This window comes from Streptomyces sp. CA-142005, assembly GCF_050942335.1.
Lineage (GTDB): Bacteria > Actinomycetota > Actinomycetes > Streptomycetales > Streptomycetaceae > Streptomyces.
The window spans coordinates 6,138,513-6,160,800 of record NZ_CP192078.1 but is presented as its reverse complement, the minus strand read 5'-3'; the positions used below and the strand labels follow the sequence as shown (position 1 = coordinate 6,160,800).

Below are 22,288 nucleotides of genomic sequence, written 5' to 3'. Positions count from 1 at the left end.
AGCCTGCGGCCATGAGTGACGACACCTGGGACGCCTTCAGGGCGACCCCTCTCGCCGAGGTGCGGCGGCGTGCGGCGATCGTCGACGAGATCGTCGAGGTCGCGCCGGTGACGGTGGACGGGGCGCGGCGGTTCGGCTGGAACGACGGGGGCGGTCAGTCGGCCGTCTGGTACTTCACCGAGGACGGGCGCGGACTGCTGCTGACCTTCGACCACGAGGCGGAGCTGAACCTGTACGCCAGGGGCGACTACGCCCTTCAGCGGTCGTTCTACGACGGCGTCCCCGAGGATCTCGTCCGGCTGGTGCGCAACCGCCCGGAGAACTACGAGTCCCTGAACCTCACGGACCCGCAGACGAAGGACACGATCCACTACGCCGGCGGCGTCTTCTGGTGCGACGGCACCGAGTGGCGGGTGGCCGACGGAGTGGCCGGGTACTGCCGCCGCAAGAAACTGGACCTGTTCAATGAGTCCGGGTTCGACTACTGCCTCCAGGACTACCGGTTCGGGCGGGACTTCACCCCCGAAGGTGTCGTCGAGGACCGGGCCGAGGAGGGCTGGTACGCGGACGAGCGGGCGCAGGAGGCGGAACTGGCGGCGATCCGGGAGATCTTCGCCAGGCACGCCTGACCGCGTACGCCTGAGGCGCGTACGCCTGATCCGCATGCGGATGATCCATGTACGACGGCCCGCCGGAAGCCGATGCCTCCGGCGGGCCGCCCGCGCTCCGCTGACCGGTTGCTACCAGCTCACTTGCCGAAGTACGCGTCGTAGATCGTGATCTCCGACGTGTTGCCCTTCCTGTCGGTGATCTTGGAGCGGAAGGAGATGGACCTGCCCTTCGCCGGGTTCTTCACGGTGATCTTGCCGGCCCGGACGTCGACCTTGGTGAAGGTCTTGCCGTCGTAGGAGACGTACACCGCGAGGGACTTCAGGTCGGCGCCCGCGGCCGAGCCCTCGACGGTGACCGGGAAGGTGACCGTCTTCCCGGCCGCGACCCGGCTGTCCAGGCCGGTCGTGGCGCAATAGTGCAGGACGGAGGCCGGGAGCCGGACAGCGCCGGACACCTTCTTGGAGCGGAAGGTCCAGGTGGCGTCGATCCGTGAGGAGGCCCGGGCGACCTTCGCCGAGCGCTTGACCGAGGTGGTCAGCCGGTACGCGGCGTCACCGGCCGGGACCTTGAAGGTCGAGTCGCCGAACAGCGGGTCCTCGTTGGAGCCGACCTCGGTGCCGTCGCGGTACAGGGTGGTGTGCACCGAGGTGAACTCCGAGTACCCGGCGTGCTTGGCGGAGTCGGCGAACAGCGGCAGCGAACCGTAGATCTCGTTGCCGGTGCGGAACAGGCCGAGGTCCTTGTCGACGTGCGGCCCGAAGACCGCGGTGTTGACGGTCCTGGTGTAGCTGTGGCCGGCCTTGAAGGTGGACTGGCCGAGCGTGTAGCCCGCGTCCTGGATCGGGAAGCCGTCCTGGTCGCTCCCGCCGTACTGGCTGAAGTCCAGGTCCCAGACGACCCCGCCGCCCGCGGACACGTGCAGGGTGCGGGTGCCGGGCAGCTTCTGCGGCATGTCGATGGAGGAGGCGCTGGAGCTGCCGGGCAGCCAGCCGGTGGCGCTGATCGAGCCGGTCTTGCCGCTCGCGGCAGCGCCGAGCCGGGCCTTGACGGTGGCCAGCTCGCTCGCCTTCCAGTGCTTGGTGTAGCCGGTGGCGAGCTTCTTGACCGGGCCGCCGGCGGTGACGTCGTACTCCTCGCCCGTGCCCTTGCTCCAGTGGCCGTCCCACTGCTGGAACAGCTGGCCCGCGGGCAGCTGCGGGCCCAGGTGGGCGGTGCGGAAGTTCTTGTAGGAGTCCAGGAACCAGCTGTAGCTGTACCAGCCGTCACGGAGCGTCAGGGCGTACCCCGGCGCGGCGAACTCCGGCTTCGCGCCCGGGGCCGGGACGGTGATGTCCACCGGCTTGGCCTTGCGCGCGTCGATCGTGAGCGTCTGCTTCTTGGCAATGGTGAGCTTCGGCTGGGCGATCCAGTCGGTGCCCTTGGTGCCGTCCTGGTCCACGTAGACGGCGGAGTTCAGGATGTACGTGCCCTTGGGCGCGCGCACCTTCACCGTGCCGGACTTGTCGTACGGGCTCAGCTGCGTGCCGCTCGCCAGACCGGCCACACCGCTGAGATCGGCCTGGTAGTACTTGGCCGGCTTGCCGTCGCGGCCGATGACCTTCAGCGTGATGTCGTACGACTCCACCTCACGCTGTACCGCGGCGGCGGTGCGGACCGTCTGGCCGGCGCCGGTCGCGGTGACGTACGCGGAGTAGGCGCCGTCGAGGGTGCCGCCCAGCTTGGTGTCGACGGTGAGGCTGACAGAGGCCTTGCCGTGCGCAGGAACCGTCAGCTTGGTCGCGCCGAGCTTGAAGAAGCCCGAGGGGGCCGCGTGGCCCTTGGGGTCGAGGCCGGTGCTGCCCAGGGTGAGCGTGACGTCCTTGTCGCCGAGGTTGCGGTACGTCACCTTCTTGGTGACCGGCTTGTCGTCGGTGTGCGGCCACTGCTGCATCCCGAAGTTCACCGACACCGGGTCGGCGATCACGGACTGCCCGATGGCCTTGTCCACCGCGATACGGCCCGAACCCTGCTGGTACGGCGTGTAGTCGCCGCCCTTGGCGGAGCCGGTCAGCGCGCCCTTCAGCTCGGCGTAGCCCCAGTCGGGGTGCTCCTGCTTCAGGATCGCTGCGGCACCCGCGACGTGCGGGGTGGCCATCGAGGTGCCGGAGATGGTCAGGTAGCCCTCGGGCTTCTCGCCGACCTCCTTGTCGATGACGCTGCCCTTGGCCGCGGCGGCGGTGATGTCCACGCCGGGCGCGGTGACGTCGGGCTTGACGGCGCCGTCGCCGAGGCGCGGGCCGGTGGAGGAGAAGTCGGCGAGCTTGTCCTTCTTGTCGACGGCGCCGACGGTGAGCGCGGCGTCCGCGCTGCCCGGCGAACCGATCGACTGCGGGCCGTCGTTGCCGGCGGCGATCGCGAACAGGATGCCCTTGGTGGCGGACAGCTTGTTCACCTCGGCCTCGAGCGGGTCGATGCCGGGGCTGTCGAAGCCGCCGAGGCTGAGGTTGACGACGGAGGCGCCCTGCTGGGCCGCCCACTCCATGCCGGCGAGGATGCCGGAGTCGTCGCCGGAGCCGGAGTCGTCCAGGACCTTGCCGTTGAGGATCCTGGCGTCCGGGGCGACTCCCTTGTACTTGCCGCCCGACTTGGCCCCGGTGCCCGCCACGATGGAGGCGACGTGGGTGCCGTGCCCGTAGTGGTCGGTGGCGTCGGCGGCGCCGGAGAAGTTCCTGGACGCGATCACCTGGTCCTTGAGGTCCGGATGGCCGGTGTCCACGCCGGTGTCCAGGACGGCGACCTTCACGCCCTTGCCGGTGTAGCCGGCCTTCCACGCGACCGGGGCGCCGATCTGCGGCACGGACTTGTCGAGGGAGGCCGTGCGGACGCCGTCGAGCCAGACGTGCGCGATGCCGGAGGCGGTGGTGTTCCCGTCGGTGACGGCGTGCCACAGTCCGGCGGTGTCCTTGACCGGCGTCTGCACGGCGTCGGCGTTGAGGGCGCCCAGGCTGCGGCGCAGATGGCCCGCGCCCCGGACGTTCGCCTTGGCGGCCGCGGCGGAGCCGGTGTAGCCGACGATGACCTTCAGGCCGTTCTTCTGCGCCCGGCGGGTGGCGGCCTTGTTCAGTTCGGTGACGTCGAACAGGCGCTGGTCCAGCCTGCCGGAGGCGATCAGGTGGGCCGCGTCGGCCGGGACGACCAGCGTGTGGCCCTCGGTCCTGCGGACCTGGAAGGGTATGTGCTCGCGGCCCTTGGCCCGCTGGAGGCCGACGATCCGGCCCTTGGCGTCGAGGGCGACGCGGTCACCGGTGATGAGGGTGACATGGGTCCTCGCGGTGAGCGCGGAGGCGGCGGCCGGGGTGCGCTCGGTGGGCTTCGCCGACGCCGGGCTGGTCATACCCGCTGCGAGGGCGACGGCTGCGGCCGTGGCCACACTGGCCGCGGCAGCTCTTTTCACTTGTCTGCGCAAGATCTCCCCCTGGAGATGAAGTACCGGGCGAATTCCCCGTTCACCCGGCCGGGGGTGGTCTCGTACGCAGGAGCGTCACCCCCCGGATCACGCAGTATGCCGGGGGGTGATCAGACGGCTCAATGGACGAAAGGACGGTAAGAAAGAGCGACGGGAAACTGTTACGCCGCCTCCGGGCCACTGTTACAGAACCGCGAAGTGCGCCCGCCGCAAAGGGCGTTACGGGCCGTCAGGTGCCCGCGTTCTCCTTCACCGTGATCCTTCCCTTGCGGATGGTGGCCAGCCGCGGGGCTTTCTTCGCTATCGCGGAGTCGTGGGTGACCATGATGAAGGTCAATCCGTGCTCCTTCCACAGGCGTTCGAGTACGTCCATGATCTCGTCGCGCATGCCCTCGTCGAGGTTGCCGGTCGGTTCGTCGGCCAGCAGCACCTTGGGCTTCTTCACCACGGCCCGGGCGATGGCGACGCGCTGCTGCTGTCCCCCGGACATCTCGCCGGGGAGGTGGGAGAGGCGCTCACCGAGGCCGACGGACTTCAGTGCGTCCGCGGCGAGTTCGCGGCGTTCCTTGACCTTGATGCCGAGGGGGACGAGGGCCGTCTCCACGTTCTCCTGGGCGGTGAGGGTGGGGATGAGGTTGAAGGACTGGAAGACGAACCCGATGTTCTCGCTGCGGATCCGGGTCAGCCGGGCCTCGCTGAGCTTGGCCAGGTCGGTGCCGTCCAGGACGACTTCGCCGGAGGTGGGGCGGTCAAGGCCGCCGAGCATCTGCAGGAGGGTGGATTTGCCGCCGCCGGTGGGGCCCTGGATGACGAGCCGGTCGCCGTCGGCGATGGTCAGGTCTACGCCGTCGAGGGCGTGGACGGTGTCCTTGCCGCGGGTGTAGCGCTTGGTGACGTTTCTGAGGTCGTACATGCGGGTGGCTCCCGGGTGAGTGAGGTTCGGGGGTGGTGCGCCTTCGCCGTCGGCTACTCGACTCGGCGCAGGGCGTCCGCCGGGCGGAGCCGCGACGCGCGCCAGCCGCCGAAGGCGCCCGCGACGAGGCCACCGGCCACGGCCAGGCCCACCGCCAGGGCGATCGTCGTGACGCTGACCGGGGCCGTCAGGGCGACCTCCAGGGACTTCGCCGCCTGGCGGCCGGGACCGCCGAAGCCGCCACCACCGGGCCCGCCGCCGAAGCCGCCGCCACCACTGCCGCCGCCCAGCTGGGCCTGCAGGGTGGGGCTGATGGCCGTGACGGCGTAGGCGCCCGCGAGGCCCAGGGCGATGCCGAGGGCGCCGCCGACCAGGCCGTTGACGACGGCCTCGCCGACCACCTGGCGGGTCACCCGGCCCGACTTCCAGCCCAGCGCCTTCAGCGTGCCGAACTCGCGGACGCGGCGGGAGACCGCGGAGGACGTCAGCAGGCCCGCGACCAGGAACGCGGCCACCAGCACCGCGATGGACAGCCACTTGCCGACCTTGGTGGCGAGGGAGGAGGCGGTGGACAGGGAGCCGGAGACCGTCTTCGCCAGGTCGGAGGAGGTGGTGACCGTCGTACCCGAGACGTTCTTCTGGATGGCGCTCTTGACGGAGTCGATCTTCTGGGAGTCGGTCGCCTTGACGTAGATCGTGGTGACCTTGTCCTTCTCGTCCGCGAGGGTCTGCGCCTGCTGCAGCGGTATGTACAGGTTGGCCGCCGAGTCTCCGCTGTCGGCGGTGGCGATGCCGATCACCTGGAACTTGGAGCCCTTGACGGTGACGGTCGAACCGACCTTGTACTTCTTCTCCTTGGCGTACGCGGAGTCGACCACGGCCACCTTGGCGTTCGTCTCGCTGGTCCTGAAGCCACGGCCGCTGGTGATCTTCGAGGAGGTCAGCGGGCCGACACCGGTCCTGGTGACGTCCGTGCCGAAGACGGTGTACTGGTTGATGTCGAAGTTCGCGCCGCCGCCCTTGACCTCACCCTGCGGCGCGCCGGTGGGGCCGCCCCGCTGGAACCCTCCGGTGCCGCCGTTCTGCTGGAACTGGCCGCGGGTGAACTGGCCGCTGACCTTGAACACGTTGAGGCTCAGCCCCCCGACGGCGGTCGAGACGCCCTGCTGGCCGGCGACCTTGCCGACGGTCGAGGAGGACAGGGTGGTGAAGCCCTGCACCATGACCCGGTCGCTGCTCTGGGTGGACTTGTCGTCGTCGCCCCGTGCGTCGAACTGGAAGCGGGGCCGCTGCGAGCTGCTTCCGCTCGGCGTCTGCGCCTTGGTGACGGTCATGTCCGTGCCCAGGCCGTACAACGACTGCAGGACCTTGTCCTGGGCCTTCCCCATGCCGCTGGACACGGAGTTGACCACGATGACCAGCGCGATGCCCAGCGCGAGGCCGGAGGCGACGACGAGGGCCGCCTTTCTGCGGCGGCGCAGTTCGCGCCTCAGGTAGGTGAAGAACATGGCCGCAAGCTAGGGACGGACCGTGACGGCACCCTAAGGCCGGCATAAAAGAAGCATGAGAACGCTGTGGTCCAGCCCATAAAGGGCCCGGAAACGCCGGTGCCGCCCTCGAAGGGCGGCACCGGGAAGCTGTGGACGAACCGTCAGACGGCCGAACCGGCCTTCCACTGTGCCCAGTCCATGTTCCAGCCGTTGAGGCCGTTGTCCGGGGAGACCGTCTTGTCGCCGGTGTTCTGGACGACCACGACGTCACCGACCAGCGAGTGCTCGAAGAACCACGCGGCCGGGGTGCTCGGGTCGTTCGCGCCCTTCTTGTCCTGCAGGCCGACACAGCCGTGGCTGGTGTTGACGTTGCCGAAGACGGACGGCGCGCCCCAGTAGTTGCCGTGGATGAAGGTGCCCGAGGTGGTCAGGCGCATGGCGTGCGGCACGTCCTTGATGTCGTACTCGCCCTTGCCGTCGGAGTCCTTGAAGCCCACGGTCGCGCCGTTCATGCGGGTCTGCTTGAACTTCTCCGAGATCACCATCTGGCCCTCGTAGGTGGTGTGCTCGGGGGCGCCGGCGGAGATCGGGATGGTCTTGACGACCTTGCCGTCCTGCGTGACCTTCATCTGCTTGGTCTTGGCGTCGACGTAGGAGACCTGGTTGCGGCCGATGTGGAAGGTGACCGTCTTCTGCTGGACGCCGGTGACGCCGGGCGCGCCCTGGACGCCGTCGAGGGCGAGCTTCAGGGTGACGGTGGAGCCTTCCTTCCAGTACTGCTCCGGGCGGCAGTCCATGCGGTTGGCGTTGAACCAGTGGCAGGCGACCTCCTGGCCGCTGCTGGAGGTGACGGTGACGCCCTTCTGGACGGCCGCCTTGTTGGTGATCGCCTTGTCGAAGTTGATCGAGACCGGCATGCCGACGCCGACCGTGGAGCCGTCGTCCGGGGTGAAGGTGCCGATGAAGCTGTTGGCCGGGGAGACGGTGGTGAAGGACGCGTTCTCGTTCGCTATGCGGCCCTGGGCGTCCTTGGCCTCGGCGGCGACCTTGTAGGTGGTCGAGCGCTGCAGCTGGACGGTGGGCTTCCAGCTCTTCTTGTCGGCGGAGAGCTGACCGGAGACGGTCTTGCCGTCCTGGGTGGTCATCGTGACGCCGGTGAGCGTGCCCTTGCTGACCGTGACGGCGGCGGAGTTGTTGATCGACGCGTTGTCGGAGCCGTCCTTGGGCGTGATCGTGATCTGCGCCTGGGAGGACTTCTTCGCCGCCGCCGCGTCTGCCTGGGCCTGCGAGGATTCGTCCTTGTCGGACGTATTGGCGTTGCCGCCGCCGGAACAGCCCGCGAGGGCCAGGACACCACCGAGCAGTGCGGACGCGGCCATCAGGCCCTTGCGCCGCTTACTGTCCGTCATCACACACTTCTCCATCGTTGCCGGTTGGCCGGAAAGCCCCGTAGATGAGTCCCCGCAAGAACCCTCAACGCTACGGCCGTGTCGTCCCGTTCCACCTTCGCCGGATCTGTGGGGCACACCACGTCCGCGCGCGCGGGTGGTGCGGGTGGTGCGGGTGCCGGTCCGTGCGTCCCTTGAGACGACGAAACCCCGGACGGCGGTTGCCGCCCGGGGTTCAGGGTGTCCCGTGACGCTCAGCCCATGCCGTCCTCGTCTTCGTCGTCCTCCACATCTTCCTCGTCCAGCTCCCAGTCCGGCGAGTCCGGGTCGTAGTCGATTCGCTCACTCGACCAGGACGCCTGCTGCAGCTCCACCCCGGGCACCTCGCTGACCAGGTCGAACGGGTCCACGAGATACGCCAGGGCCTCGGCGGTGTCTTCCGTCACAGCGGCCTCTGCCTGGGCCCGCTCCGCCGCCGGCAGATCCGGATCGGCGGCGAGCCGGCGCATCGCGGCCTTGCCGACCTCGTCCTCGTCGTGCACCTCGAGCACCAGCTCCACTCGAAGCCGTACAAAACGTGATGTGTCTTCAGCGTTCATGGCGGGAGCGTACGACTGAAACCTCCCGTGACTTTCCTGTGACCCGCAACTTTCACTAACATCACTGCCCACGGCCAATTCGCCAGCGTCACAAGGGGATCGATATTCCGTGTCATCCGCTCGCCGTCCGCTGCTGACCGCCACCGCCGCGGCCACTCTGTTGTGTGCGTTGTGGTTCGTCCCGTCCGCCAACGCGTCGCAGGACTCCTCGGACAGAGCGAGCACGGAGACCTCCACGACACACCTGACCCAGCAGGCCAGGGCGGTGTCGCAGGCGACCGCCGAGACCGCGCGGGAGGCGGCGGACGACACCCAACTCGCCGACACCGGAAGCATCGACACCACGCCGTACGTCGTCGGCGGCACCCTCTTCCTCGGTGTGGGCGCCGGCTTCGTGGTGTATTCGGTGCGCCGGGAACGCATGGGCTTTTAATCTGCCTTGACGAACCTTTGACGTTTCACACATAGTGCGCCCATGAAGAGATCATCGGGCGTGCGGCTGTGCGCCACCGCAGTTCTGGGTGCGCTGTCGTTCGCCCTCGTCACGGGCTGTTCCGGCGGGGATTCCGGCGGGGACTCGAAGGACTCCGGTACGGCCGCGAAGGCCCTGAGCGCCGCCGAGTTGAAGAAACTGATCATCGCGGAGGGCGAGGTGCCCGGGTTCACGGTGGGCGCCGTGCCGGCCGCCCGGGCCAAGGCGATCACCACCGGCAGCGCGCAGTGCCGGCCGCTGGTCCGCGTGCTGAGCGGGCTCCCGCCGACCGATGCGGCGGCCAAGACCGACCGTCTGGCCACGGAGAAGCAGAAGAAGGAGCCCGCCGCCAAGCCGACCTCCCTGGACGACCTCGACGAGGGGAAGTTCGAGGAGGCGATGCACAAGTCCCTGGACCGGGACCTCACCACGGTCACCCTGGCCTCGTACGACGGGGACGGTGCCGAGAAGGCCCTCGCGTCGCTCTCCACCGCGGTGAAGGACTGCGCGAGCGGCTTCCCCGCCCAGCAGGCGGGGACCAAGGTGCAGTTCTCGAAGGTCGCCGAGGAGAAGGCGACGGGCGCCGGGGACGGGTCGGTGGCGTTCACCGCCACCATGGACTCGGACGACGGGGACGCCGCTCCCGTCCACGCCGAGGTGCTCCGGCGCGGGAACAACCTGTCGGTCTACTTCACCTCGAACCTGGGCGCGATGATGGCCAAGGAGGCGTACACGGTGTCGCCCGAGGTCGTCAGGGCCCAGCAGGCCAAGCTGAAGTGACACGCCAACAGGGGCCCCGCACCCGGCAGGGCCCCTGTTTCTCGCGCGGAGACGTTACTGCAGCGGGCCGGTGACCGACTCCGCCGCGGCGACGAGCCGGCCGTCGCGCACGAACGCGTCGGCGGCGGCCAGGTCGGGCGCCAGGAACCGGTCCGGACCCGGGCCCTGCACACCGGCGGCGCGCACGGCCCCGATCACGGCCTGGGAGGCGGGCGCCGGGCTCAGGCCCTCGCGCAGCTCGATGGCGCGGGTGGCCGCGTACAGCTCGATGGCGATGATCCGGGTGAGGTTGCCGACGGCGGTGCGCAGCTTGCGCGCGGCCGACCAGCCCATGGAGACGTGGTCCTCCTGCATGGCGGAAGACGGGATGGAGTCCGCGGAGGCCGGTACGGCGAGCCGCTTCATCTCGCTGACCAGGGCGGCCTGCGTGTACTGGGCGATCATCAGCCCGGAGTCGACACCGGCGTCGTCGGCGAGGAACGGCGGGAGGCCGTGGCTGCGGTTCTTGTCCAGCAGCCGGTCGGTGCGGCGCTCGGCGATGGAGCCGAGGTCGGCGGCGGCGACGGCGAGGAAGTCCAGGACGTAGGCCACGGGCGCGCCGTGGAAGTTGCCGTTGGACTCCACGCGGCCGTCGGGCAGCACGACCGGGTTGTCGACGGCGGAGGCCAGTTCCCGCTCGGCGACCAGGCGGGCGTGCGCGATGGTGTCGCGCCCGGCGCCGGCGACCTGCGGGGCGCAGCGCACGGAGTAGGCGTCCTGGACGCGCGGAGCGTCGTCCTGGTGGTGCCCGGTGAGCTGCGAACCCTTCAGCACGGCCAGCATGTTGGCGGCGGACGCGCCCTGCCCCGGGTGCGGGCGGATGGCGTGCAGCTCGGGCGCCAGCACCTTGTCCGTCCCGAGCAGGGCCTCCAGGCTCAACGCGGCGGTCACGTCGGCGGACTTGTACAGGGTGTCGAGGTCGGCGAGGGCCATGATCAGCATGCCGAGCATGCCGTCGGTGCCGTTGAGGAGGGCGAGACCCTCCTTCTCGCGCAGCTCGACCGGCCTGATCCCGTGCTCGGCGAGCAGCTCACCGGCGGGGCGGACGGTGCCGTCGGGCCCTTCCGCGTCCCCCTCGCCCATGAGGGCCAGAGCGCAGTGGGACAGCGGGGCCAGGTCACCGGAACAGCCGAGGGAGCCGTACTCGTGCACGACCGGGGTGATCCCGGCGTTCAGCACGTCGGCCATGGTCTGCGCGACCTCGGGCCGGACGCCGGTGTGTCCGGAGCAGACGGTCTTCAGCCGCAGGAACATCAAGGCCCGTACGACCTCGCGCTCGACCCGCGGGCCCATGCCGGCGGCGTGCGAGCGGACGATGTTGCGCTGCAGCTGGGCGCGCAGTTCCTGGCTGATGTGCCGGGTCGCCAGGGCGCCGAAGCCGGTCGAGACGCCGTAGACCGGATCGGGCTTGGCCGCCAGCGCGTCCACGATCTCGCGGGCCGCCGCCAGGGCCGCCACCGCCTCGGCCGACAGCTCGATGCGGGCACCGCCCCGCGCCACGGCGAGCACGTCGGACGCCGTGACACCCGACGTCCCCACCACCACAGTGTGCATATCCATATTCAGGAGCGTACGCATTGAATGCGGCGATGTCACTAGTGGAGTACGGGAGAGACCCTTACCGATCCGTGTGGCCTTCGCCTCAGCGGCGAAACTACGGCCGGCGCCCGCGGAACCGGCGCCGCTCGGCGGGCGACACGTGCGGCGGCTCGTCGGCCAGCCGGACGACCGGGTCCTCCGGCCCGCCCCGGCCCGCCACCACCGGCCGGTCGGCGCCGAGGGCCTTGGCCCGGTACTGGGCGGCGTCGGCGAGCCGGAACAGCCGCCGCGCGTCCCGCACCTCCCCGATCGGATCCTCGGTCGAGGCGACCCCGCACGCCACCCCTTCCCCCAACTCCAACTCCCCCGCCCTCCGGCACAGTTCATCGGCGGCTTTGACCACGTCGTCGGCGGCCGGCCCGACGGCCAGCAGACAGAACTCGTCCCCGCCGAGCCGCGCGACCAGCGCGCCCGGCACCATGGCGCCGCACAGCGAGAGCACCGAGCCGAAGCGCTCCAGGAGCCGGTCGCCGACGGCGTGCCCGAGGGTGTCGTTGACCCGCTTCAGCCCGTTGAGATCGCACACGACGAGGCTGACGACCAGGCCCTCCATGCGGTGCCGCTCGACCGCCTCCTCCAGGCGCACGTCCACGGCCCGCCGGTTGGCGAGTCCGGTGAGGGCGTCGGTGTACGCGAGCCGGCGGGCCTCCTCCAGCCGCTCGGTCTGCGCAAGCCCGGCGGCGACGACGGCGGCCAGCACGGTCGCGAAGTCGGCGTCGGCCGGGTCGAACACGGGGGCCTTGACGGGCCGGGCGACGTACAACTCGCCCCAGGCCCTGCCGTGCAGCAGGACCGGGGCGACCACGCAGCACCCCCGGCCGCGGCGGCGCAGGGCGGCGACCCGGTGGTGGAAGTAGCCCGGGGTGCCGGCGGCCGTCCCCTCGGCGGTCTCCACCCACGCGTTGGGGCCGCCCCCGCCGGCCCACCGCTCGTGCAGGAACTCGGTGATCTCCGGGAACTGGTGCACCGGGTAGGCCTCGGATTCGGGGAACTCCTCCTCGTCCGGGCGCCGGTCCCCCACGTTCACGAGGACGCGGAGCCGGCCGAGCTCCCGCTCCCACACCGACAGCGCGGCGAAGTTGCCGTCCAGCGCCCGGCAGGCGCCGAGTGCGGCGGCCTGCCACGAGTCCCGGGGGGTGTGCGCCGCCGCCATCCCCTGCGCCAGCGCCACCACGGCGGCCAGCCGCTTGTCCTCAGCCATTACTCCAGGTTAGGGATGATTTGGGGTAATCGGGACATTGATGGGGCGATCGGTGGAGGGATCTCAGGGCCCCGGGCCCTTTCGGGACGCCTCACTCACCGGGCCACTCCGGCTTGCGCTTCTCGTTGAAGGCCGCCACGCCCTCCGCCCGGTCCCCGGAGAACGCCACGGTGCGCCACGCCGCGTCCTCGACCTCCAGGCCCGCCCGGAGATCCAGGCCGTGGCCGAGGCGCAGGGCACGCTTGGCGGCCCTGAGGCCGACCGGTGAGTTGCCGGCGATGCGGGCGGCCAGGTCCAGCGCCTCCTCCCGGTCCCGGCCTTCGTCCACCAGCCGGTCCACGAGCCCGAGTTCAGCGGCCTCCGAGGCCTCGAGCCGCCGGGCCGAGAAGATCAGCTCGGCCGCCCGCGCCGCGCCGACCCGCCGCGGCAGCAGCTGCGTGCCGCCGCCCCCGGGGATCACGCCCACGGACACCTCCGGCAGCCCCACCACCGCCGTGCGGTCGGCCACGATCAGGTCGCAGGACAGGGCCAGCTCGAAACCGCCGCCCAGCGCGAAGCCGTGCACCGCCGCGATCGTCGGCATCGGCAGCTCCAGCACCCCGGTGTACGCCCCGCGCGTCACCGGCCGCTGCCGCAGCAGGTCCGCGTCGCTGAAGGAGTTCCGCTCCTTCAGGTCCGCGCCGACGCAGAAGGCCCGCTCATGGGACGAGGTCAGGACCACCACACGCGCGTCCCGGTCACCGGCCAGCGCCGTGCACGCGGCGGTGAGGGAGCGGGCCATCTCCGTCGAGACGGCGTTCATGGCCTTGGTCCGGTCCATGACCAGCTCCGCGACATGCCCGTGTCGCCGCACCAGCACGAACTCCCCGAACCGCTCCTCGCTCATGACATCCTCCGGCTCACGTGTTAACGCGGGTTAACGCACTCTCGGCCCGATCATCGCAGCCGTACCCGATCTCGGGAAAGTCCAGAGGGCTACGCCCGTTCGAGTGACATCCCGGCCGTCTCACCCCACATCGCCCACAGGACCGCATAGCGTGCGTCCGCCACGGCATGCCTGCGGCGCGGCCGGAAGGGGAACCGGGGAGGGGAACCATGGCACCGATACGTGCACAGGCCCGTACGGCACAGACGGCACCGGGCGCGGAGGGGGAGCCGGAAGGACGCGGCGAGCCGGCCGGTGCGTCGGGCGTACGGCGCGGGCGGCACCGCAAACCGCGCCCCCGCAAGGTCCTGCTCGCCGCCGGCGGTCTCGCCCTCGCGGCGGGCGTGCTCAGCCTGGTCCGGGTCTCGCCGGAGTCGGGCGTCGGCGCCCCGGGCACGGCGGAGGCCGAGCCCCGCGCCGGCGCGGGCGGCGGCACCGCGGACCACGCGTCGAACACGGCCGCCACAGTCTCCGCCGACCCCACCGCACCGCCCTCGGCGACCTCCGTCATGGGCGGCAGGAGCCCCGCGCCGACGCCCACGGGCGCACGCACCGGTCCGGCCGCGAAAAGGGCATCGCCGACGGGCACCGCCCTACCGACCGCGACCGCCCTCCCGACCGCTCCGGGCACCACCTCCGGCACCACACCTCAGCCCTCGGCGGCGACGTCCGCCCCGCGTCCGGCCCCCACGACCACCCCACCGGCGCCGACCACACCGTCACCGAGTCACAGCAAGGCGCACCCAGGCCCGGGCGGGCTGTGCGTACCGGTGCTGGGCCTGTGCGTGGACGTCCACTGAGGAGGCGCGCGCACCTACGGCCGGCCGTCACGGCGGGCCAGCAGCCAGGGCTCGACCACACCGAGCCCACGCACCGGGCGCTGCCACATCGGCTGGAGTGCGAAGCGGTACGTCGGCGGCTCCTCGCCCTCCTTCTCGGCGGCCGCCGCGGCCTCGGCCGCCTCGGCCTCGGAGGCGGGCGCCTCGCCGGTACGGATCAGCTCCTCGGCGAAGGCGCTGTCCACCAGCACGGCGTCCCGGGGGGCTATGGAGGTCAGCCGGGAGGCCAGGTTCACCGTCGTACCGAACACATCACCCATACGGGTGGTGACCGTGCCGAACGCCATGCCGACCCGCAGCTCGGGCATCGTCTCGTCGTTCGCCAGCGTCTCCACCAGCCGCAGCGCGATGTCCGCGGCGATGCCGGCGTCGTCCGCCGCGTAGAGCACCTCGTCGCCGAGGGTCTTGATGAGCCGGCCGCCCCGCGCGGCCACCAGGTCGGCGGCGGTGGTCTCGAAGGCCTCGACCAGCTCCCCGAGCTCCTCCTCCTCCATCCGGCGGGTCAGCCGGGTGAACCCGACCAGGTCGGCGAAGCCGACGGCGAGCCGCCGGTCGACCATCTCCTCGTCGTCCGCCGACTGCACGACCCGGCCGGCAGAGGCGGCGAGCTGGCGCCGCCACACGTAGACCAGGAACTCCTCCAGTTCGGGCAGGAGCAGCTCGACGATCGGGTACGTCACCTCGGTGCGGGTCATCCCGGGCTCGGGCGGCTCGGTCAGACCCTCCAGGAAGGAATCCATCTGCCACTCGGCCAACCGGGCGGTGGTCTGCCCGGTGGACCGGGCGACCTGCACCGCCATGGCCTCGCTCAACAGCCCCGCCTCGACCAGACCGGCGAGCCGGCGCAGGGCCAGCACATCGGCCTCCGTCAGCGCCTTGGCCTGCCCGATGTCCGCGAACCCCATCGCCCGCCAGAACCGGGACGCCAGCTCCATGGAGACACCGGCGCTACGGGCCGCCTGGAACGGCGTGTAGCGGCGCTCGGCGCCCAGGATGAGCTGTTCGAGGCGCAGGGCCAGCGGGTCCTCGCCCGGGTCGGCGGCGTGGGCGTTCCCCCGCTCCTGGGGAGGGTCCACCCGGCCGTCCGCGTCCGCGCCGGAGCCCGTGTCGTCGACGGTCACGCCTGCTGCCCTTCCGATCTGCCGCGGTCACGTTTCGACCGGCCTCAACTCTACGGCAGGTGTGCGCCAGCTCACTCCGTCGGGTTCGGCCGACGGTCCACTTCCCGGTGCCGGACGCGCTGACCGGCGTCGCCGCCGGCCACCCCGGGGCTGCACCCCCGGGCCCCCGCATCGGGGCAGGTCCGGGGGTGCGCCCCCCGCAGTCGCCCAGTACCGGTCCCCCGCGGTTGGCCGCGCAGTTCCCCGCGCCCCTGCGGGGCGCTGCCGTGCTGTCGGCCTCATGGCCGCGGCGCCGCAGGCATCCGCTCACGCGGGCCGCAGATGGACGATGTCCCCCGCCCCCACCGGCTCCTGCACACCCGTCTCCGTCGCGATGACCAGACGCCCGTCCCCGTCGACCGCCACCGCCTCACCCACGATCGACCGCTCCCCCGGCAGCTCGGCCCGCACGGTGCGTCCCAGCGTCGCGCACCCCGCCGCGTAGGTCTCCTGAAGGCCGCTGACCGCAGGATCGCCTTCGGCGCCCCGCCACCGCCCGTACCAGTCCTCCAGCGCCCTCAGCACCGCCCGCAGCAGCGGATCCCGGTCCGTGCTCACCGCCCCGGCCAGCGCCAGCGACCCCGCCTGCGGCACCGGCAGCTCCTCCGCCCGCAGCGTGACGTTGACGCCGACGCCGATGACCACACCGTCCGCACCGGCCCGCTCGGCGAGGATGCCCCCGGCCTTGCGCTCCTCGCCCGCCACGGTCACCAGCAGGTCGTTCGGCCACTTCAGGGCCGTGTCCACGCCCGCCGCCCGGGACAGCCCGGTCGCCACGGCGACTCCGGTGAGCAGCGGCAGCCAGCCCCACCGGGCCACCGGCACCTCGGCGGGCCGCAGGAACACGGAGAAGAACAGGCCCGAGCGCGCCGGCGCCGTCCACCGGCGGTCCAGGCGCCCCTTGCCCGCGGTCTGCTCCTCCGCCACCAGCACCGCCCCCTCGTCCGCCTTCCCGGCGACGGCCCGGGCGACCAGGTCGGAGTTGGTGGAGCCGGTGCGCTGCACCACGTCCACCGCGCTGTACAGGCTGTCCTCCCGGACCAGCGCGCGCCGCAGAGCCGCGGCGTTCAGGGGCGGACGGTCCAGGTTGGACCAGCGGCTGTCATCTGATGCATTGTGCGGCGTCATGCAAGTCACCCTAGGTGTGGGAAACGCCGCACTGCCGACGCACAGGCCCAGCACTACTCTACGGATGAGTAACCGTCCCCCCTTTTGAGCAGGCAGGGAGCCGCATCCCGATGTCCGAGCCGGAAGAGCGTCAAGAGATCCACACGCCTCAAGGGATCGATATCCACACGACCGCGGGCAAGCTCGCGGATCTCCAGCGCCGCATCCACGAGGCGACGCACGCCGGCTCGGAACGCGCCGTCGAGAAGCAGCACGCCAAGGGCAAGCTGACGGCCCGTGAGCGCATCGAACTCCTTCTCGACGAGGGCTCCTTCGTCGAGCTCGACGAGTTCGCCCGGCACCGCTCCACCAACTTCGGCCTGGAGAAGAACCGGCCGTACGGGGACGGCGTGGTCACCGGCTACGGCACCGTGGACGGCCGCCCGGTCGCCGTCTTCTCGCAGGACTTCACCGTCTTCGGCGGCGCCCTCGGCGAGGTCTACGGCCAGAAGATCGTCAAGGTCATGGACTTCGCGCTGAAGACCGGGTGCCCGGTCATCGGCATCAACGACTCCGGCGGCGCCCGCATCCAGGAAGGCGTGGCCTCCCTCGGCGCCTACGGCGAGATCTTCCGCCGCAACACCCACGCCTCCGGTGTGATCCCGCAGATCAGCCTGGTCGTCGGCCCCTGCGCGGGCGGCGCGGTCTACTCCCCGGCCATCACCGACTTCACGGTCATGGTCGACCAGACCTCGCACATGTTCATCACGGGCCCGGACGTCATCAAGACCGTCACCGGCGAGGACGTCGGCTTCGAGGAGCTGGGCGGCGCCCGCACCCACAACACCGCCTCCGGCGTGGCCCACCACATGGCCGGCGACGAGAAGGACGCCATCGAGTACGTCAAGCAGCTGCTGTCGTACCTGCCGTCCAACAACCTCTCCGAGCCCCCGGTCTTCCCGGAGGAGGCGGACCTCGCGGTCAACGACGAGGACCGCGAGCTGGACACCGTCGTCCCGGACAGCGCGAACCAGCCGTACGACATGCACACGGTGATCGAACACGTGCTGGACGACGGCGAGTTCTTCGAGACCCAGGCGCTCTTCGCGCCGAACATCCTCACCGGCTTCGGCCGGGTCGAGGGCCACCCGGTCGGCGTGGTCGCCAACCAGCCGATGCAGTTCGCCGGCTGCCTCGACATCGACGCGTCCGAGAAGGCCTCCCGGTTCGTGCGCACCTGCGACGCCTTCAACGTCCCGGTGCTCACCTTCGTGGACGTGCCGGGCTTCCTGCCGGGCGTCGACCAGGAGCACACCGGCATCATCCGGCGCGGCGCCAAGCTGATCTACGCCTACGCCGAGGCCACCGTCCCGCTCATCACGGTCATCACCCGCAAGGCCTTCGGCGGCGCCTACGACGTCATGGGCTCCAAGCACCTGGGCGCCGACCTCAACCTGGCCTGGCCGACCGCCCAGATCGCCGTCATGGGCGCCCAGGGCGCGGTCAACATCCTGCACCGCCGCACCATCGCCGAGGCGGAGTCCGCCGGACAGGGCGAGGACACCCGGGCCCGGCTGATCCAGGAGTACGAGGACACCCTCCTCAACCCCTACATCGCGGCCGAGCGCGGCTACATCGACGCGGTGATCATGCCGTCCGACACCCGCGCCCACATCGTCCGCGGCCTGCGTCAGCTGCGCACGAAGCGGGAATCCCTGCCTCCGAAGAAGCACGGCAACATCCCCCTGTAAGGAGCCGCTGTGACGATCAGAGTCGTACGGGGCAACCCGACCCCGGAGGAGCTGGCCGCCGCTCTGGCGGTGGTCCGCGCCCGCGCCGCGGCGGCAGCGGCGGCGCCGCCCGGCGCGAAGGGCCCGAGGGACGCGTGGTCCGACCCGAGCAGGATCGCCGCCGCCCACCTGCCCAAGCCCGGGCCGGCGTCCTGGACCCGCACCTACTGGCCGGGCTAGGCGCGACACGCGCGAGGTGCGGGGCCGTATCGGCATGCGGCCCCGCCGCGTGGGCGCACAGCGGGGAGGCACCGGGCGCCAACCTGAGTAGCCGTACTCAGGCGCCCACCCCCCGCAGACCCGCACCCTGGACGAGTGCTGTGGTCAGACCCCGAGAACGAGCCGCCGAAGGAGATGCGCGACGCGCACGACATGCTCCGGCGGCTCGGCTTTCTCATGGCCCTGGCCATGGTCCTGATCATGCTGGTCATCGGCCTGAGGTGAGCCGGACAGGCGCCCGCTGGCTAGTCTGACGGCATGACTGCCAAGCCACGCCGCCGCTTGATCCTCGCCTCCCAGTCCCCCGCCCGCCTGGGCCTGCTCAGGCAGGCCGGCCTCGCGCCGGAGGTGATCGTCAGCGGCGTCGACGAGGACGCCATCACGGCCCCCACCCCGGCGGAGCTGGCGCTCGCCCTGGCCGAGGCGAAGGCCTCGGTCGTGGCGGCGAAGCCGGGCGTGCAGGGCGCCCTGGTGATCGGCTGCGACTCGGTGCTGGAGCTGGACGGGCAGGCCCTCGGCAAGCCCGCCGACGCCGAGGAGGCGACCGCCCGCTGGAAGGCGATGCGCGGGCGCGCCGGGACCCTCCAGACGGGGCACTGCATCTGGGACACGACGGCCAAGCGGTACGTGTCCGGGACCGCGTCCACCGTGGTCCTCTTCGGTGACCCCAGCGACGAGGAGATCGCGGCGTACGTGGCCTCCGGCGAGCCCCTCTACGTCGCCGGGGCCTTCACCCTGGACGGCCGTTCGGCGCCGTTCATCGAGGGCATCGAGGGCGACCACGGCAACGTGATCGGCATCAGCCTGCCCCTGGTGCGCAAGCTGCTGGCCGAACTGGGCGTCGGCATCACGGAGTTGTGGTCACCGGACGAGTGACTGGGCGGGCACGGAGTCCCGCGGCTCGTCGTCCCCGTCCCGCGGCTCGTCCGTGCGCGGGGCCGGCGAGGCCGCCTCGGCCGTGACCGGACCCGGCTCGGCCTCGGCCTTCGGGTCGCCGCCCTCGTCCGCACCGCCCCCGGCCACGGCCCGCTGCGGGCCGCCGTCACGGTCGTACGTCATCAGCAGCAGGACGACGAGGCCGAGCACCGCCACCATGAACAGGAACGCCGTCCAGCCGACCAAGCCCCAGGCGAAGGCGCCCAGCAGGCCGTGGACGACCGCCACGCTGATCAGCAGGACGCGGCCGAAGCCCGCGGGGGCGCGGTCACGTATCGCGACCAGGACGGCCACCAGCGCGCACAGCGCGAAGTAGAGGCCGAAGACGAGGCCGCCGATCTTCGAGGACGTCGCCATCACGTCCGGGTCCAGGCCGGCCAGGGACATGTCCTGGCGGTCGACGACCACACCGAGGAACCAGTTCAGCGCCCCGATGAAGAACGCCTCCGCCAAAAGGACGATCGCCACGACCCATGCCACCGGTCTGCGCACCACCGGTCCCCACCCACTCTCAAGCCACGTCGCTGTTACCCCAGGTACGTTCGAGTCGTCATGAACGCTACTAACGGGTAAACCGTGGGACAAGGGTTCGCGCGGCAGCAAAGAATCATTGGGCCATTCGTAGGGACTCGACAAAGAAACAGAGTGGGGCGCAGCACGCTCTCACAGAGACCTTGACCACATGACGGGGCTAGGGTTTCCCGAAGGAGCCCTGCGTACCGAGGTGCGACAAGGCTTTTCGCGGGTCGAGCGCGCCTCGCATCACGCTCCGTGTGGGCAAGCTCACCATTGGGGACGGGTCGAAGTGCCGTGTCGGCAGTCCCTAAACTCGGCTTGTTTCAAGGAGGGAGCCTCAATCGTGCGCAAGGTGCTCATCGCCAACCGTGGCGAAATCGCTGTCCGCGTGGCCCGGGCCTGTCGGGACGCCGGGATCGCGAGCGTGGCCGTCTACGCCGACCCGGACCGGGACGCTCTGCATGTCCGCGCCGCGGATGAGGCGTTCGCCCTGGGCGGTGACACCCCGGCCACCAGCTACCTGGACATCGAGAAAGTGCTGAACGCGGCGCGCGAGTCCGGCGCGGACGCCATCCACCCGGGCTACGGCTTCCTCTCGGAGAACGCCGACTTCGCCCAGGCGGTCCTGGACGCGGGCCTGATCTGGATCGGCCCGCCGCCGCAGGCCATCCGCGACCTGGGTGACAAGGTCGCCGCCCGGCACATCGCGCAGCGCGCCGGCGCCCCGCTGGTGGCCGGCACCCCGGACCCGGTGAGCGGTGCCGAGGAGGTCGTGGCCTTCGCCGAGGAGCACGGCCTGCCGATCGCGATCAAGGCCGCCTTCGGTGGCGGCGGCCGCGGCCTGAAGGTCGCCCGCACCCTCGAAGAGGTCCCCGAGCTGTACGAGTCGGCGGTGCGTGAGGCCGTCGCCGCGTTCGGCCGCGGCGAGTGCTTCGTCGAGCGCTACCTGGACCGCCCCCGCCACGTGGAGACGCAGTGCCTGGCGGACCAGCACGGCAACGTGGTCGTCGTCTCCACCCGTGACTGCTCCCTGCAGCGCCGCCACCAGAAGCTGGTGGAGGAGGCCCCGGCCCCGTTCCTGTCCGACAAGCAGGTCGCCGAGCTGTACCGGGCCTCTAAGGCCATCCTGAAGGAGGCCGGCTACGTCGGCGCCGGCACCTGTGAGTTCCTGGTCGGCCAGGACGGCACGATCTCCTTCCTGGAGGTCAACACCCGCCTCCAGGTCGAGCACCCGGTGACCGAGGAGGTCGCCGGCATCGACCTGGTGCGCGAGATGTTCCGCATCGCCGACGGCGAGGAGCTGGGCTACGACGACCCGCCGCTGCGGGGTCACTCCTTCGAGTTCCGCATCAACGGCGAGGACCCGGGCCGCAACTTCCTCCCGGCGCCCGGCACGGTCACCCGGTTCGACGCCCCGTCCGGCCCCGGCGTCCGCCTGGACGCCGGAGTCGAGGCCGGCAGCGTGATCGGCCCGGCCTGGGACTCCCTGCTCGCCAAGCTGATCGTCACGGGCCGTACCCGCGCCGAGGCCCTTCAGCGGGCCGCGCGCGCCCTGGACGAGTTCCAGGTCGAGGGCATGGCCACGGCGATCCCCTTCCACCGCACGGTGGTCAGGGACCCGGCCTTCGCGCCCGAGCTGACCGGCTCCACCGAGGCGTTCACGGTCCACACCCGCTGGATCGAGACCGAGTTCGTCAACGAGATCAAGCCGTTCGCCGCCCCCGCCGACACCGAGGCGGAGGAGGACGCGGGCCGCGAGACGGTCGTCGTCGAGGTCGGCGGCAAGCGCCTGGAGGTCTCCCTCCCGGCCTCCCTCGGCATGTCCCTGGCCCGCACCGGCCTCGCGGCCGGTGCCAAGCCGAAGCGCCGCGCGGCCAAGAAGTCCGGCCCCGTCGCCTCCGGCGACACCCTCGCCTCCCCGATGCAGGGCACGATCGTCAAGGTCGCGGTCGAGGAGGGCCAGGAGGTCAAGGAGGGCGACCTGGTCGTCGTCCTGGAGGCCATGAAGATGGAGCAGCCCCTCAACGCCCACAAGGCGGGCACCATCAAGGGCCTGAGCGCGGAGGTCGGCGCGTCCGTCACCTCCGGCGCGGCGATCTGCGAGATCAAGGACTGAAGTCCCGCCGCAAGAAACTGAGTTGGCCCCCGGTGCACACCGGGGGCCAACCGCTGTTCCGGGTCCTGAGCTGGTCGCGTGGACTTCGTCTTCACGGTGACCAGCGCCGGCCACGGTCAGGCCGAAGGGCTGCTCCAGTGGT

The 22,288-nt window shown here is 71.2% G+C and carries 20 protein-coding genes; 9 read left to right on the top strand and 11 right to left on the bottom strand.

The features are described from left to right. Positions 1 to 11: 11 nt before the first annotated feature. The gene (locus ACQPXS_RS28880) at positions 12 to 629 is read left to right on the top strand and encodes a hypothetical protein (RefSeq protein WP_433452153.1); all 618 of its coding nucleotides are present in this window, start codon (positions 12 to 14) and stop codon (positions 627 to 629) included. Positions 630 to 748: 119 nt separating this feature from the next. Here the strand turns inward: ACQPXS_RS28880 and ACQPXS_RS28875 are convergent, their stop codons facing one another. From ACQPXS_RS28875 to ACQPXS_RS28855, 5 genes are all read right to left on the bottom strand, one after another. Further along, on the bottom strand, positions 749 to 3,985 hold the full coding sequence (locus tag ACQPXS_RS28875) for a S8 family peptidase (RefSeq protein ID WP_433455992.1): 3,237 nt from the start codon (positions 3,983 to 3,985) through the stop codon (positions 749 to 751). A 301-nt stretch (positions 3,986 to 4,286) separates the two neighbouring features. After that, the gene (locus ACQPXS_RS28870; protein ID WP_433452152.1) at positions 4,287 to 4,970 is read right to left on the bottom strand and encodes an ABC transporter ATP-binding protein; all 684 of its coding nucleotides are present in this window, start codon (positions 4,968 to 4,970) and stop codon (positions 4,287 to 4,289) included. A gap of 53 nt (positions 4,971 to 5,023) precedes the next feature. Continuing rightward, positions 5,024 to 6,478: an ABC transporter permease gene (locus ACQPXS_RS28865; RefSeq protein WP_433452150.1), complete on the bottom strand. Its 1,455-nt coding sequence runs from the start codon at positions 6,476 to 6,478 to the stop codon at positions 5,024 to 5,026. Between the two features lie 143 nt (positions 6,479 to 6,621). Continuing rightward, positions 6,622 to 7,869 (bottom strand): L,D-transpeptidase, encoded by a 1,248-nt coding sequence (locus ACQPXS_RS28860; RefSeq protein WP_433452148.1) that lies wholly within the window; start codon positions 7,867 to 7,869, stop codon positions 6,622 to 6,624. Between the two features lie 233 nt (positions 7,870 to 8,102). Next, positions 8,103 to 8,447, bottom strand: a complete 345-nt coding sequence (locus tag ACQPXS_RS28855) for a hypothetical protein (RefSeq protein WP_433452146.1) — start codon at positions 8,445 to 8,447, stop codon at positions 8,103 to 8,105. A gap of 109 nt (positions 8,448 to 8,556) precedes the next feature. Here ACQPXS_RS28855 and ACQPXS_RS28850 point away from each other — a divergent pair, with 109 nt between their 5' ends. Both ACQPXS_RS28850 and ACQPXS_RS28845 read left to right on the top strand, forming a co-directional pair. Beyond that, the gene (locus ACQPXS_RS28850; RefSeq protein ID WP_356301757.1) at positions 8,557 to 8,880 is read left to right on the top strand and encodes an LPXTG cell wall anchor domain-containing protein; all 324 of its coding nucleotides are present in this window, start codon (positions 8,557 to 8,559) and stop codon (positions 8,878 to 8,880) included. A 42-nt stretch (positions 8,881 to 8,922) separates the two neighbouring features. Next, a complete protein-coding gene (locus tag ACQPXS_RS28845; RefSeq protein WP_366486238.1) occupies positions 8,923 to 9,699 on the top strand; it encodes a hypothetical protein in 777 nt (258 codons plus the stop codon). A gap of 54 nt (positions 9,700 to 9,753) precedes the next feature. Here the strand turns inward: ACQPXS_RS28845 and hutH are convergent, their stop codons facing one another. The 3 genes from hutH to ACQPXS_RS28830 all read right to left on the bottom strand — a co-directional run bounded on the left by hutH (position 9,754) and on the right by ACQPXS_RS28830 (position 13,424). Then, on the bottom strand, positions 9,754 to 11,292 hold the full coding sequence (hutH, locus tag ACQPXS_RS28840) for a histidine ammonia-lyase (protein WP_433455990.1): 1,539 nt from the start codon (positions 11,290 to 11,292) through the stop codon (positions 9,754 to 9,756). 100 nt (positions 11,293 to 11,392) lie between these two features. Beyond that, entirely contained in the window at positions 11,393 to 12,538 is a 1,146-nt protein-coding gene (locus ACQPXS_RS28835) for a diguanylate cyclase domain-containing protein (protein ID WP_433452144.1), read from the bottom strand. Between the two features lie 91 nt (positions 12,539 to 12,629). Next, complete coding sequence (locus ACQPXS_RS28830; protein WP_433452143.1) at positions 12,630 to 13,424, bottom strand: enoyl-CoA hydratase/isomerase family protein; 795 nt, start codon at positions 13,422 to 13,424, stop codon at positions 12,630 to 12,632. A gap of 209 nt (positions 13,425 to 13,633) precedes the next feature. On the opposite strand from ACQPXS_RS28830, the gene ACQPXS_RS28825 reads away from it, so the two are divergent. Beyond that, entirely contained in the window at positions 13,634 to 14,263 is a 630-nt protein-coding gene (locus tag ACQPXS_RS28825) for a hypothetical protein (RefSeq protein WP_433452141.1), read from the top strand. A gap of 14 nt (positions 14,264 to 14,277) precedes the next feature. Here ACQPXS_RS28825 and ACQPXS_RS28820 read toward each other — a convergent pair whose 3' ends face one another. Further along, the gene (locus ACQPXS_RS28820; protein WP_351798869.1) at positions 14,278 to 15,423 is read right to left on the bottom strand and encodes an adenylate/guanylate cyclase domain-containing protein; all 1,146 of its coding nucleotides are present in this window, start codon (positions 15,421 to 15,423) and stop codon (positions 14,278 to 14,280) included. 306 nt (positions 15,424 to 15,729) lie between these two features. Then, positions 15,730 to 16,590, bottom strand: coding sequence for a biotin--[acetyl-CoA-carboxylase] ligase (locus ACQPXS_RS28815; RefSeq protein WP_433452139.1), 861 nt, complete (start codon positions 16,588 to 16,590; stop codon positions 15,730 to 15,732). Positions 16,591 to 16,700: 110 nt separating this feature from the next. Here ACQPXS_RS28815 and ACQPXS_RS28810 point away from each other — a divergent pair, with 110 nt between their 5' ends. The 4 genes from ACQPXS_RS28810 to ACQPXS_RS28795 all read left to right on the top strand — a co-directional run bounded on the left by ACQPXS_RS28810 (position 16,701) and on the right by ACQPXS_RS28795 (position 19,454). Continuing rightward, on the top strand, positions 16,701 to 18,320 hold the full coding sequence (locus tag ACQPXS_RS28810) for an acyl-CoA carboxylase subunit beta (protein WP_365321822.1): 1,620 nt from the start codon (positions 16,701 to 16,703) through the stop codon (positions 18,318 to 18,320). A gap of 9 nt (positions 18,321 to 18,329) precedes the next feature. After that, positions 18,330 to 18,539, top strand: a complete 210-nt coding sequence (locus ACQPXS_RS28805) for an acyl-CoA carboxylase epsilon subunit (protein ID WP_351798860.1) — start codon at positions 18,330 to 18,332, stop codon at positions 18,537 to 18,539. Between the two features lie 135 nt (positions 18,540 to 18,674). After that, positions 18,675 to 18,803: a morphogenic membrane protein MmpB gene (gene mmpB, locus ACQPXS_RS28800; protein WP_351798858.1), complete on the top strand. Its 129-nt coding sequence runs from the start codon at positions 18,675 to 18,677 to the stop codon at positions 18,801 to 18,803. Between the two features lie 33 nt (positions 18,804 to 18,836). Then, on the top strand, positions 18,837 to 19,454 hold the full coding sequence (locus ACQPXS_RS28795; protein ID WP_365321819.1) for a Maf family protein: 618 nt from the start codon (positions 18,837 to 18,839) through the stop codon (positions 19,452 to 19,454). On the opposite strand, the gene ACQPXS_RS28790 is transcribed toward ACQPXS_RS28795, so the two are convergent. Then, positions 19,440 to 20,006, bottom strand: coding sequence for a hypothetical protein (locus ACQPXS_RS28790; RefSeq protein WP_433452137.1), 567 nt, complete (start codon positions 20,004 to 20,006; stop codon positions 19,440 to 19,442). The two genes, ACQPXS_RS28795 and ACQPXS_RS28790, sit on opposite strands and share 15 nt — an antisense overlap. A 367-nt stretch (positions 20,007 to 20,373) precedes the next feature. Here ACQPXS_RS28790 and ACQPXS_RS28785 point away from each other — a divergent pair, with 367 nt between their 5' ends. After that, positions 20,374 to 22,146 carry an acetyl/propionyl/methylcrotonyl-CoA carboxylase subunit alpha gene (locus ACQPXS_RS28785; RefSeq protein WP_433452136.1) on the top strand — a complete coding sequence of 591 codons (1,773 nt, stop codon included), beginning with the start codon at positions 20,374 to 20,376 and terminating at the stop codon, positions 22,144 to 22,146. Positions 22,147 to 22,288 lie beyond the last annotated feature (142 nt).

Coding starts and splice junctions, on each gene's coding strand:
- ACQPXS_RS28845 (WP_366486238.1), top strand. CDS start 8,923: ATGAAGAGATCATCGGGCGTGCGGCTGTGCGCCACCGCAGTTCTGGGT.
- ACQPXS_RS28835 (WP_433452144.1), bottom strand. CDS start 12,538: ATGGCTGAGGACAAGCGGCTGGCCGCCGTGGTGGCGCTGGCGCAGGGG.
- ACQPXS_RS28795 (WP_365321819.1), top strand. CDS start 18,837: ATGACTGCCAAGCCACGCCGCCGCTTGATCCTCGCCTCCCAGTCCCCC.
- ACQPXS_RS28880 (WP_433452153.1), top strand. CDS start 12: ATGAGTGACGACACCTGGGACGCCTTCAGGGCGACCCCTCTCGCCGAG.
- ACQPXS_RS28815 (WP_433452139.1), bottom strand. CDS start 16,590: ATGACGCCGCACAATGCATCAGATGACAGCCGCTGGTCCAACCTGGAC.
- ACQPXS_RS28870 (WP_433452152.1), bottom strand. CDS start 4,970: ATGTACGACCTCAGAAACGTCACCAAGCGCTACACCCGCGGCAAGGAC.
- ACQPXS_RS28810 (WP_365321822.1), top strand. CDS start 16,701: ATGTCCGAGCCGGAAGAGCGTCAAGAGATCCACACGCCTCAAGGGATC.
- hutH (WP_433455990.1), bottom strand. CDS start 11,292: ATGCACACTGTGGTGGTGGGGACGTCGGGTGTCACGGCGTCCGACGTG.
- ACQPXS_RS28825 (WP_433452141.1), top strand. CDS start 13,634: ATGGCACCGATACGTGCACAGGCCCGTACGGCACAGACGGCACCGGGC.
- ACQPXS_RS28865 (WP_433452150.1), bottom strand. CDS start 6,478: ATGTTCTTCACCTACCTGAGGCGCGAACTGCGCCGCCGCAGAAAGGCG.
- ACQPXS_RS28830 (WP_433452143.1), bottom strand. CDS start 13,424: ATGAGCGAGGAGCGGTTCGGGGAGTTCGTGCTGGTGCGGCGACACGGG.
- ACQPXS_RS28875 (WP_433455992.1), bottom strand. CDS start 3,985: ATGACCAGCCCGGCGTCGGCGAAGCCCACCGAGCGCACCCCGGCCGCC.
- ACQPXS_RS28855 (WP_433452146.1), bottom strand. CDS start 8,447: ATGAACGCTGAAGACACATCACGTTTTGTACGGCTTCGAGTGGAGCTG.
- ACQPXS_RS28860 (WP_433452148.1), bottom strand. CDS start 7,869: ATGACGGACAGTAAGCGGCGCAAGGGCCTGATGGCCGCGTCCGCACTG.